Raw genomic sequence first — 11,184 nt, forward strand, 5'->3', positions numbered from 1 at the left:
AAACACTTCGGCCTCTTCCTCACCCACAGCGATCCCGGACTCACCTCGATCGCCAAGTTGGACCGGCAGCGTCACATCAAGCCCGCCCTCACCGCCATGGTTGACGCCGTCAACCCCAAGAACGGCGAAGCCATCACCGTCGCCGACCGCTCCCGCCGGGTGATCGCGCTGACCGGCTTCCTCACCGACATCACCGAGTGGGGCTGGGCCGAGGCGCCCGCCCGCAAGCTGGTGTTTCGTGATGACAACCCCAAGCTCCCGCAGGTGCTGCCCCGCTACCTGCCCTTCGATGCCGATCGCCGCCTGACCGAAGAGCTCCGCGACCGTCCCGGCAACCAGTTGGCCGCCTGCGCCCTAAGGTTGCAACGCTCCTGCGTGCTACGCATCGGGTGTGACTTGGATCGTTTGATGACGTGACTTTGGGGTCGCTATTTGTCGTGGTCAGTCCTGACGGCAGGAGCCACCGTGGTCGGAGGGCCGTTGCGGGCCTGCGCCTCACCCCATGTCGACTCACTGGTTTTGTCAGGGCGCTCAAGCCTCGTGGTCATAGGTCTTCGACGTAGCTGGCAGCGATGTCGTCGGGTGGGTTGGTGTACAGGCGCAGGTAGCGGTCATTGGCGTGGCCGAGGCGGCGTTCGAGTTCGGCGCGGTTGTGGCCGGAGGCCTGGGAGAGTTGGAAGGCGAAGGTGTGGCGGGCGTCGTGTGGGCGCAGGGAGCCGAACTTGCGGTCGGGATCGAGCATCTGGGCGTCGTGCAGGCGGCCGATCTCGCTGACGATGGTGTTGATCGACCGCGGGGACATGCGCCCGTCGGGGTGGCGGGCGGCGATGGAGGCGGCTGAGAGGAACAGCGCGGCCGGGCCGGTGCTGGCGGCCGCGTCGCCGGGCCGTTCGTACTCCAGGTAGTCGGCCAGCGCCTGGCGGGCGTCGCGGCCGAGGAACACGGTGCGGCTGGTACGGCCCTTGCCGCGCACGCCGGTCAGGCGGGCCTTTTTGACCTGGCGCAGCCGGTCGGGATCGGCGGGCTCGAGCTGCTGCAGGTCCAGGCCGACCAACTCGGCGCGGCGCAGGCCGGTGCCGAACAGCAGGTAGATGATGGCGCGGTCGCGGACCGGGCGGGCGTGGGCGTGCACCCGCGCGCTGGTGCCGCGGTGGCGGCGGCCTTTGAGCTCGTGGAAGGTCTCGATCCGGTCCACGACGTTCTTGATAGTGCGGACCTGGGCGGCAGCCAGGGCACGCACCTGCGGGGTGGGCAGTGGCAGCGCGGTGACCTTCTTGGTCGGGTCGCCGTGGCGGAGCAGCCCGGCGGGGGCGTGCGCGGTGATCCAGGTGAACAGTGCCGACAGGTGCGCGAGGTGGTTGTTGACGGTTGCGGCGGCCATCGGCTCCCCCTTGCCGTCGCGGCCGGGGTTGCCGGCGGCGGCCAGGTGGTCGCGCCAGACGGCGACTTCGCGCGGGGTGACGGCCGAGAGCCGGTCGTGGCCGAGCCCGCTCGTCATCCACGCGATGAATCGCGCGAGGTGGCGGGTGATCTTGCCGGCGACCTCCGCCGAGCGGACTCCGCGCACGGCCAGGTCGAGGTAGCGCTCGCTCCAGGTGGTGAGGCTGTCGTCGGCCGGATCGAGGCGCTCGGAGAGCCCGACCACCTTTCGTGAGGTGATTTCGGCGTGATCCGATCCGGGGGACGGGTCGGCCGACCTGGGCGTCTGGTGAGGCATGCCGCCAGATTACTTCACGGAAGGGCTGTTTCCTGAAGTAAATCGGTATCCTGCGATCTCGCGTCCTTCGTCACCGGGTTCTGCGGGAAGTCGACGGTGATGTCGAGGCCGCCGCCGGTGCGGGCGTCGACCGTGATCCGTCCCTGGTGAGCGAGGGTGACCGCGCGCACGATCGACAGTCCCAACCCCAGACCCTCGGTGCGGATGCGGGTGCCCTGCCCATGCACGAACGGTTCGAGCAGCTTCTCCGCCTCGCCGGGCGAGATGCGTCGGCCGGTGTTGGAGATCCGCAGCACGGCGCGCCCATCCGCCGGGCCCGTCGCGACGGCCAGGTGCCCGCCCGGTCGGTTGTAGCGGATGGCGTTGTCGACCAGGTTGCCGATCATGCGTTCGAGCAGGATGGGTTCGCCGGTGACCGGTGTCGGCTGAAACTCGGATCGTACGGCGATGCCGGCGACAGCCGCCCGCGCTCCGGCGGCGTCGAGGGCGGCGGCCGCCACAGCGGCCAAGTCGACCGGCTCCCGCGCCGCGAGCCCGGCCTGGCTGCGCGCCAGCAGCAACAGCCCATTCAGGACGCGCTGCATGTGCTCGACGGCGCCGCGCACGTCACCGGCCATCGCGAGCAGCTCGGCACGGCTGGGATGCCCGTCCAGAGTGACATCGATCGCGGTGCGGGCGGTGGTCAGCGGGGTGCGCAGCTCGTGGGCGGCGTTGGCGGTGAACAGCCGCTGGCTGTCCAGGATGCGGTCCCGCTCGGCGACGCCGCGTTGGATGCGGTCGAGCATGTCGTTGACCGTGCCCGCCAATGCCGACAGTTCGTCGGCGGGGGTGTTGATCGGGACCCGCTCGGTGAGGTTCTCAGCCGACAGCTGCCGGGCGGTGGAGGAGATGACGCGGATCGGGCGCAGCACCCGACCGGCCACCAGCCAGCCGAGTACGGCGGCCAGGGCGGTCACCACGATGAGCGCCAGAGCGGCCTGGGGCAGCAGCGCGGACAGGGTGTCGGCCTGCACCCGGTCGGCGAAAACTTGCAGGTCCTCGGCCGGTGTCGGCATCGGCGGGTCAGTGCCCGATGGGTCAGAGCCGCTCCGGTCCAGGCGGGTGAAGAAGGTGCCGCGGCGCATCAGCAGGTAGGTCAACCCGGTCAGCGCGGCGCCGGCGGTCAGCACCAGGGCGGTCTGCAGCAGAGTGAGCCGGGCCCGGGCGGTCAACCGGCCCATCCAGAGTCGGACCACCCCTCACCCTCCGATTCGGTAGCCGGCGCCGGTGACGGTCTCGATCAGCGGCGGGTCGCCGAGCTTGCGGCGCAGCGTGCCGACGGTGATCCGGACCGCGTTGGTGAACGGGTCCGCGTGCTCGTCCCACACCTTGTCCAGGAGGGTTTCCGCGCTGACCACGTCACCGCTGGCGGCGAGCAGTTGCTCGAGCACGCCGAACTCCTTGGGCGTCAGGCGCAGCAGCCGCCCGTCCCGCTCGGCGCTGCGCCGGGCCGGGTCCAGGGTCACGCCGGCGGTGCGCAGCACCGGCGGGCGGGCCGGTGCGCTGCGCCGTATCAGGGCGTGCACCCTGGCGACCAGCTCGGAGAACGCGAACGGCTTGCCCAGGTAGTCGTCCGCGCCCAGCATCAGTCCGCCTACTCGGTCCTCAACGGCGTCGGACGCGGTCAGCATCAGCACCCGCGACACCCCCCGCTGGACGAGCCGGCGGCACACCGCGTCGCCGTGTACGACCGGCAGGTCCCGGTCCAGGACCACCACCTCGTACGGCGTGATCTCGCACTTGTCCAGCGCGCTTTGGCCGTCGAGGGCGACATCGACGGTGAAGCCGTGCTTGCGCAGCCCCGCTTCGATGTACCCGGCGAGGGGCTGCTCGTCTTCGACCAAGAGCACACGCATCCGGGCAGTATCGCAACTCCCGCATATGGATCACATATGGTCCGCCGATCGCCCACCAATATGCGCCGGCCGGTAGATGTGATCGCTGGCAAGGCCCGCCGGGCCGGCCTCGACGAGGAAAGCATCGAGGCCCTGTTCATGACCACCTTCCGGATCATCACTCAGGAGGACATAGCGTGACTTCTGTTCTGCAGGCCCAGGCGCTGGGCAAGAAATACGGCAGGCGCTGGGCGCTGCGCGACTGCACCGTCGACATCCCGGCGGGCCACGTCATCGGGCTGGTGGGGCCCAACGGCGCCGGCAAGACCACGCTGCTGAAGCTGGCCTGCGGTCAGCTGGAGCCGACCGCGGGCGGGATCACCGTGCTCGGCGGCCGGCCAGGGGGCACGCCCGCGCAGCTGGCCCGGGTCGGGTTCGTCGCCCAGGACACCCCCGTATACGCGGGCCTGACCGTCGCCGAGCACCTGCGACTGGGGGCACGGCTCAACCCCCGCTGGGACGCCGCCAGGGCGCGGGAGCGCATCGCGCAGCTCGGTCTCGATCCCGCCCACCGGGCGGGCAAGCTGTCGGGCGGCCAACGCGCCCAGCTCGCCCTCACCCTGGGCATGGCCAAACGTCCCGAGCTGCTCATCCTGGACGAGCCGGTCGCCTCGCTCGACCCGCTGGCCCGCCATGAGTTCCTGCAAGGGCTGATAGAGGCCACCGTCGAGCACCGGTTCAGCGTGGTGCTCTCCTCCCACCTGGTCTCCGACCTGGAAAGGACATGCGATTACCTGATCGTGCTCGTCGAATCGCGCGTGCAGGTAGCCGGGGAGGTCGACAAGCTGCTGGCCACCCATTACCGACTCACCGGCCCGCGCCGCGATCCCGACCGGCTGCCCGCCGGCCAGCACGTGGTCTCCGCGCGTCACACCGACCTGCAGAGCACGTTCGTGGTCCGTACCGACGCCCCGATCCACGACCCCGCCTGGACGGTCACCCAGCTCAGCCTGGAGGACCTCGTCCTGGCCTACATGGACAAGCAGACCGCCGACAACCGGCGCGCCGCGCTGGAGGTGCAGCGATGATCTGGCTGACCTGGCGCCAGCTGCGCGGCTCGGCCGCGATGCTGGCCGCCGTACTCGTCATCCTCGCCGTCGCCCTGGCCCTGACCGGCCCCGGCCTGGCCTCCGGCTACTCCGCCGGGATCGCCGCCTGCGCCCAGGACGACACCTGCGGCCGCTTCTACGACCGCTTCTTCGGCGCGTACGAGATGCCGTTCATGGCGGTCAGTCTCGTCGTGCTGCTGCTGCCGGCGTTGGTCGGGCTGTTCTGGGGAGCACCGCTGATCACCCGCGAGCTGGAGGCGGGCACGCACCTGCTGGTGTGGAACCAGAGCATCACCCGCACCCGCTGGCTGGCGGTCAAGCTCGGGCTCACCGGCCTGGTCGCCATGGCCGCCGCCGGCCTGTGCGGCCTCGCGGTGACCTGGTGGTCCGACCCCCTGGACAACTCCGCCCCCGGAAACTTGGCGCTGATGGCTCCCCTGGTGTTCGGCGCGCGCGGCATCGCCCCGATGGGGTACGCGGCCTTCGCCTTCGTCCTCGGCGTGACCGTGGGCATGCTGGTGCGCCGCACGCTGCCCGCCATGGCCCTCACGCTGGCCGTCTTCGCCGCGATCCAGCTCGCCATGCCGCTGCTGGTCCGGCCCCACCTGATGCCCCCGGTCACCGCGACCTTCGAACTCGGCCGGGCGAACGTGGACAGCATCAACATTCCACGGGACGGAGGCCGATATCCGAGTATCACGCTGAATTCGGCCGTTCCCGGCCACGCGGGCGCCTGGGTCCTGACCAACAACCTGCTCGACCCATCCGGACGCACGATCGCCGGTGGTGATGGTGGAGCCTCCATCCGGATCTCCACGACGTCGGGACCCTGTGCACCATCGGGATCGGCCGCCGGTCAGGACGGCTGCTTGGCCGAGATCAACCGGCTCGGCTACCGGCAGCAGGCGACCTACCAGCCCCTCGAACGTTTCTGGCCCTTGCAGTGGATCGAGACCGGGCTATACGCCTTCCTCACCCTCGCCCTCACCTGGTTGTCCTTCTGGTGGATCCGCAGGCGGCCGTCATGACCGTCATCAGGACCGCCACCGCGGGGCTCGCCCTCCTCCTGGCGGCGGCCTGCACGGCGCCGGCGCCCCCGCGCAGCCAGGCGAGCACGGCGGGCGGTACGGTCTGCGCGGCGCCCCAGAGCGCTCCCGGCGTGGAGAAGCCCACCACGATCGACGTGGTCGAGCAGGCGTACTTCTGCATCCTCGGCAACTACTACAGCGGCGCCACGCTGGACGCCCGCTCACTGCTGATCGCCGGATTCATCGCCTTGACGCAGGAGCTCAACCGTAACGGGCGCGACGTGCCCGAGGCGACCATGCCGGCGCTGAAAGGTGACCGCAAAGCCGACTGGACCGCTTTCGAGGCCACCTTCCGGAAGGTCACCGATCAGGTCCCCGACCTGCACGTCAAGCTGGCCGTGGCCACCCTGGAGGCCATGGTGGCCGGCCTCGACGACAACCACGCCTCCTGGGCACACGACGTCAAAGGGCGGCACCCCGACTACTACGAAGGCGACGGCTACGGCCTGGGTCTGCAGGCGAACGTCGATGGCGACCGCAACCTGGGTGTCGCCCTGCCTCCGCTGTTCGTGACCACCGTGCAGGGCGGCGCGGCGCAGAAGGCCGGACTGCGCCCGGGCGACATCATCGAATCGATCAACGGTTCGCCGCCCTTCATCGACGGAAAGGCCACGCCCGCGATCGCCGCCCTCTTCCCGCGATACCCGCAGGAGCGTCCGGTCCGGCTGGGGATCTTGCGGGAAAGCAACGGCCGCCGGTGGAGCGTGACGCTCAAGCCCGGCCTCTACCAGCGGGACCTGGCCACCCTGCAAACGGTGCAGTCGAAGCTGCTGGACGACGACGTCGCCTATGTGCGGCTGCGCGGGTTCGCTCCCGATTCCGCGAACAGGGTGCTCAAGGCGATCTCCAGGTTGCGCACCGGCCGGACGCTCGCCGGCGTCGTGCTGGACCTGCGCGGCAACAGCGGCGGCCAAATCACGGAGTCGACCCGGCTGCTGAGCGCGTTCATCCACGGCAAGGTCACCCACTACCTGTGCACCGTGGACGACAAATGCGAAAGCCTGCGGACTGACGACACCGTCGAGCTGCTCAAGCTGCCGCTGATCGTGCTCACCGATCGCGGCTGCGTCTCGGCGTGCGAGCACGTCAGCTCCGCGGTCAAGGACCTGCGCATCGGCAAGCTGGTCGGCACCAGAACCGCCGGTCTCATGTCCGGCCCGGCGCAGCCGTATCTGCTCAGCAACAACACCGTCCTGGCCTTCCCCTCGAGGCACGGCCTGGGGGCCGACCGCGAGGAGATCAACCGGATCGGTGTGGCTCCCGACCACCACGTGCCCCTGACCCCGCAGGACGCGGCCGCCGGGCGCGACCCCGCGCTGGCCAAGGCCCTGACCCTGCTGCACAAATGAAGGACTCCTCGATGAGACTCCTCCTGGCAGCCGCCGCCGGACTGGCCGTCCTGGCCGCGTCCGCCTGCTCCACGCCCACGCCGCCTCGCTCCGCTGTCCCGTCGGCCACGCCCACCGGCCCCGCCGTCCTGCCCGCGCCCACTGGCGCCCATCCGGTCGGCACCACCGTCCTGCATATGAAGGACACCTCGCGCCCCGATCCCTGGAACCTCGACGTCGATGCCAGGGAGCTCAAGGTCACCCTGTGGTATCCGACCAAGCAGCGCGACGGGCGGAAGGCGCCGTACATGTCGCCGAAGGAGTCGGAGCTCGTACTGAGGGGGTGGGGGATCGGCGGCGTGCCGGACGACACGCTGAGCAAGACTCGAACCAACGCCGTCAAAGACGCGAAACCCGCGGGGCGCAAGATTCCGCTGGTGGTGCTCTCCCCCGGCTTCACCAGGCCGATGAGCATGCTCACGTCCCTGGCCGAGGACCTGGCCAGCCGAGGCTACGTCGTGGCCGGCATCGACCACACCTACGAAAGCTACGCCACCACCCTGTCCGACGGGCAGGTCGCCGAATGCCTCGCATGCGACAGCGACACCGACACGGGCTTCGGCACCGGGGTGGTGACGGGCCGGGCGGCCGACGTCTCCTTCGTGCTCGACCAGCTGACGACGAAGTGGGACGGTTCCGGCCTGATCGACCGCTCCAAAATCGCGATGGCGGGCCAGTCGATCGGCGGGGCCAGCGCCATGGCGGCCATGATCAAGGACTCCCGGATCCGCGCCGGGATCGACATGGACGGCACCACCTACGCCCGCATCCCCAAGAACGGGTTCTCCCGGCCGTTCATGTTCCTGGGCTCTGCACAGCACGTCCCCGGCGGCGCCGCCCCCACGTGGGACCGCGACTGGAAGCTGTTGACCGGGTGGAAGCGCTGGATCGTGCTGACGGGCGCCGAACACCAGTCCTTCACTGACGGCCCGCTGCTGGCGGAGGCCCTCGGCAGCAAGCCCTCCTACGGCGTCCTGCCGGCGGCGCGCGCCATCGAGCTCACCCGTGCGTACGTGGCGGCCTTCTTCGACCAGCACCTGATGTCGCAGCGGCAGCCCATCCTGGACAAACCGTCATCGCGCTACCCCGAGGCCAAGCTGTGTCCCGAGGCCTGCGGTCAATCATGAATTCCCGCCCGCCGTGGAGCTGCCGGAGGGCTGCCGGCCGCAACCCCACCCAGCAGCGCCGACGAACCGACGACCCCGAACACACATACACCGACAAACGATGGAGATCGACATGAACAGCATCCCCGGTCAGAAGCGCTCGCGCAGGAGCATCGTGGCGGCCATCGCGCTGGCCGTAGTCGCCTTGGCCGGCGCGGCCTGCGGAGGTGACCAGGAACCCGGCGGGACCGAGGGGTCCATGGCGCCGCAGGGCGATGCAGTGGCCTTCGCCAAGTGCATGCGTGAGAACGGCGTGCCATCGTTCCCCGACCCCGGCACAGGCGGCGCCTTCGTGAAGAAGGACAAATCCAACACCCCGGAGTTCAAGAAAGCTGAGGAAGCCTGCAAGCAGTACCAGCCGCAGAGCGTCCCGAGCATGACCCCCAGCAAGACAGGCGGCAGTTGAGCGTCATCAGCACGCCGATCAGCAGGCAGCCCGACACGTTGATGCCGAACATGGACCACGGAAAGCCTGTCGGATCGTGCGGTAGCGCGGAAGAGATCCCATAGCGCGTCAGCGAGCCCAGCGCTCCCCCCTGCGGAAATGGAGGCCAGCACCAGCCAGACTCGAGGCCGCAGTTCCTTGCGCATGTCCGGGGCCATGAACATCGACGTCAGGATCGACGGGCGTCACAGGCTCGTGCATACAGCTCTCCCTACCAGAACGACACCGTTTCCTCGGGTAGGGACCGTTGGCGGCGCTAACCGCGGTTTCCCGGCCGGCCGGGGGCGGTGGGCCCCACCGCCGCGAACCTCGCTTGTCGATCGAAATCCTGTCGTTCACTGTACCGGTACGCCACAGCCACGATCGGCTCATGATCGTAGGTAACGCCCTCGGTGTACTCGCCGTCGGCTGAACCGTACTGAACCGATCCACTGTCGATCGTGGTCGAAATCCGCAGCTCCCGGTCTGTAGAGGTTGTCGCAAACCGTGGCCTTCACGGGTGTGGTGGGCACCGGTTGTGGGGACGGACGATGACAAGGTGAGCACTGCCAGTGAACAACACGCTCAAGCCACGCCGAACAGCGGGCGCTGCGGGGACGTGGCCGGGCGTGCCCTGGCCATGAGCCGGTATGAGGTGCTCGCGCCGCACCTGCACGACGCAATTCCGCTGGCACAGCTGGCGGCCGCCCAGGGCGAAGACGGTCCCTCCTATCGAACCTTGCAGCGGTGGCTGGCCAGCTACCGGCGCTCTGGTTTGGACGGCTTGGCTCGCGCCAGCCGCAGCGACAAGGGCCTGCGGCGGTTCCCCGACGAGCTGGTGGCGTTCGTCGAGGGGCTGGCGTTGCGCAAGCCTCGCCCGAGCGTGGCCACGATCCACCGGCAGGCCGAAAGCATCGCCAAGGCACGCGGCTGGCCCGTCCCCGGCTACTGGACAGTCCACAGCATCGTCGCCGAGCTGGAACCCGCGCTGGTCACCCTCGCCCTGGAGGGAACCCGCCGCTACCGGGAAATCTACGAGCTGGTGTACCGGCGCGAGGCCACCAAGCCGAACGAGATCTGGCAGGCCGACCACACCGAGCTGGACATCTGGGTGCTGGACGAGCGGGGCAAGCCGGCCCGGCCCTGGCTGACCGCCATCGAAGACGACCACTCCCGCGCCATCGCCGGATACGCCGTCAACCTGGAGACCCCCTCCGCCCTGACCACCGCGCTGGCCTTCCGGCACGCGATCTGGCGCAAACCCGAACCCGGCTGGCACGTGTGCGGCATCCCGAGCGTGTTTCACCTCGACCACGGATCCGACTTCACCTCCGCCCACCTGGAACAGGTGATGGCCGACCTGAAGGTGATCCCGGTCTTCACTCTCAAGGGCCAGCCCCACGGCCACGGCAAAATCGAGCGCCTGATCGGCACCATCAACCAGATGTGCCTGGCCCACCTGCCCGGCTACGCGCCCCGCGGCACCCCCGATCGCGCAGGCCAAGCCCAGCTGACCCTCCCGGAACTGGACGCCGCGATCGGCCGGTTCATCCGCGAGGTCTACAACCTGCGACCGCACAGCGAGACCAAGATGCCGCCCCAGACCCGGTGGGAGGCCGACGCGTTCATTCCGCGCATGCCCGACTCGCTCGAACAACTCGACCTGCTGCTGCTCACCGTCGCCAAACCTCGCAAGATCCACACCGACGGGATCCACTTTCTGAACCTGCGCTACCTCGACCCCGTCCTGGCCTTCTACACCGGCGAGCAGGCCATCATCCGCTACGACCCCCGCGACATCACCGAGATCCGCGTCTACCTCCACCCCGCCAGCACCGCCGCCACCGGCGAGGAGGAGTTCCTGTGCCGGGCGATCTGCCCCGAACTGGCCGGCACCACCATCAGCCTCAAAGAGATCACCACCGCCCGCAACGCCCGCCGCAAACAGCTACGCGGCCGCCTGACCAGCCGCTCCCAGATAGTCGACCGGCTCCTGGCCGCCCACACCGAGCCCTTGCCCGCCGGCTACCCCACCACCAGCCTGGCCAACTGGATGACCCCCACCGAGCCCGACGGCGCCGGCACCACCCCCGAGACGCTCGACGCGACCGCTGAGCCGCTGAGCGGCACTGACCCAGCCGCTACCCTTCGTGACGGTCCGCAACTCAAACGCTATTGGAATGAGTGAGCCTCGCAGGGCCCGGATAGGCACCATGACGTGGATCCAACAGAGGACGACAACCCACCCGACAACCCCGACCAGGTCGGAGATCCAGCAGCATCGCCCGACCTGATCGACTCCGGCAACACCGAGACACCCTCCGCACAGGAGCTCCGTTCCGGCAAGGGGAGCTCACCCCGCCGTGAGGCGACCGCACCGCCACAACCTGCCCGTCCGTCCGGCAACAGCGCCACCAA

13 protein-coding genes are annotated in these 11,184 nt (G+C 69.5%); 9 read left to right on the plus strand and 4 right to left on the minus strand.

Annotated elements, in window-relative coordinates; translation table 11 throughout:
- Positions 1–417 (plus strand): hypothetical protein (locus ACTWPW_RS60585; protein WP_443174471.1); only part of this gene is annotated, 417 nt, incomplete at its 5' end.
- 127 nt (positions 418–544) lie between these two features.
- Here the strand turns inward: ACTWPW_RS60585 and ACTWPW_RS60590 are convergent.
- From ACTWPW_RS60590 to ACTWPW_RS60600, 3 genes are read right to left on the minus strand one after another with little or no spacing between them, the layout of a single operon-like run.
- Positions 545–1,717 carry a tyrosine-type recombinase/integrase gene (locus ACTWPW_RS60590; RefSeq protein ID WP_443174472.1) on the minus strand — a complete coding sequence of 391 codons (1,173 nt, stop codon included), beginning with the start codon at positions 1,715–1,717 and terminating at the stop codon, positions 545–547.
- Positions 1,718–1,731: 14 nt separating this feature from the next.
- Positions 1,732–2,952, minus strand: a complete 1,221-nt coding sequence (locus ACTWPW_RS60595; protein WP_443174473.1) for a sensor histidine kinase — start codon at positions 2,950–2,952, stop codon at positions 1,732–1,734.
- Between the two features lie 3 nt (positions 2,953–2,955).
- Positions 2,956–3,612 carry a response regulator transcription factor gene (locus ACTWPW_RS60600; RefSeq protein WP_443174474.1) on the minus strand — a complete coding sequence of 219 codons (657 nt, stop codon included), beginning with the start codon at positions 3,610–3,612 and terminating at the stop codon, positions 2,956–2,958.
- Between the two features lie 36 nt (positions 3,613–3,648).
- On the opposite strand from ACTWPW_RS60600, the gene ACTWPW_RS60605 reads away from it, so the two are divergent.
- The 6 genes from ACTWPW_RS60605 (at position 3,649) to ACTWPW_RS60630 (ending at position 8,748) form a co-directional block, all read left to right on the plus strand.
- Positions 3,649–3,792 (plus strand): hypothetical protein, encoded by a 144-nt coding sequence (locus ACTWPW_RS60605; protein WP_443174475.1) that lies wholly within the window; start codon positions 3,649–3,651, stop codon positions 3,790–3,792.
- Positions 3,789–4,679 (plus strand): ABC transporter ATP-binding protein, encoded by an 891-nt coding sequence (locus tag ACTWPW_RS60610; RefSeq protein ID WP_443174476.1) that lies wholly within the window; start codon positions 3,789–3,791, stop codon positions 4,677–4,679. Before ACTWPW_RS60605 ends, ACTWPW_RS60610 begins: the two co-directional genes overlap by 4 nt.
- Positions 4,676–5,728, plus strand: a complete 1,053-nt coding sequence (locus ACTWPW_RS60615; RefSeq protein WP_443174477.1) for an ABC transporter permease — start codon at positions 4,676–4,678, stop codon at positions 5,726–5,728. The genes ACTWPW_RS60610 and ACTWPW_RS60615 overlap by 4 nt, the downstream gene beginning before the upstream one ends.
- Positions 5,725–7,137 (plus strand): S41 family peptidase, encoded by a 1,413-nt coding sequence (locus tag ACTWPW_RS60620; RefSeq protein WP_443174478.1) that lies wholly within the window; start codon positions 5,725–5,727, stop codon positions 7,135–7,137. Before ACTWPW_RS60615 ends, ACTWPW_RS60620 begins: the two co-directional genes overlap by 4 nt.
- A gap of 11 nt (positions 7,138–7,148) precedes the next feature.
- On the plus strand, positions 7,149–8,303 hold the full coding sequence (locus tag ACTWPW_RS60625) for an alpha/beta hydrolase family protein (protein ID WP_443174479.1): 1,155 nt from the start codon (positions 7,149–7,151) through the stop codon (positions 8,301–8,303).
- 100 nt (positions 8,304–8,403) lie between these two features.
- The gene (locus tag ACTWPW_RS60630; protein ID WP_443174480.1) at positions 8,404–8,748 is read left to right on the plus strand and encodes a hypothetical protein; all 345 of its coding nucleotides are present in this window, start codon (positions 8,404–8,406) and stop codon (positions 8,746–8,748) included.
- Here ACTWPW_RS60630 and ACTWPW_RS60635 read toward each other — a convergent pair.
- On the minus strand, positions 8,666–8,869 hold the full coding sequence (locus tag ACTWPW_RS60635; RefSeq protein ID WP_443174483.1) for a FluC/FEX family fluoride channel: 204 nt from the start codon (positions 8,867–8,869) through the stop codon (positions 8,666–8,668). The genes ACTWPW_RS60630 and ACTWPW_RS60635 overlap by 83 nt on opposite strands.
- Before the next feature lie 456 nt (positions 8,870–9,325).
- Here ACTWPW_RS60635 and ACTWPW_RS60640 point away from each other — a divergent pair, with 456 nt between their 5' ends.
- Both ACTWPW_RS60640 and ACTWPW_RS60645 read left to right on the plus strand, forming a co-directional pair.
- Positions 9,326–10,954: a Mu transposase C-terminal domain-containing protein gene (locus ACTWPW_RS60640; protein ID WP_443174481.1), complete on the plus strand. Its 1,629-nt coding sequence runs from the start codon at positions 9,326–9,328 to the stop codon at positions 10,952–10,954.
- 30 nt (positions 10,955–10,984) lie between these two features.
- On the plus strand, positions 10,985–11,184 hold a 200-nt coding region (locus ACTWPW_RS60645; protein ID WP_443174482.1), incomplete at its 3' end, for a hypothetical protein.

This window comes from Nonomuraea sp. KM90, from assembly GCF_052246675.1.
Taxonomy (GTDB): Bacteria; Actinomycetota; Actinomycetes; order Streptosporangiales; family Streptosporangiaceae; genus Nonomuraea.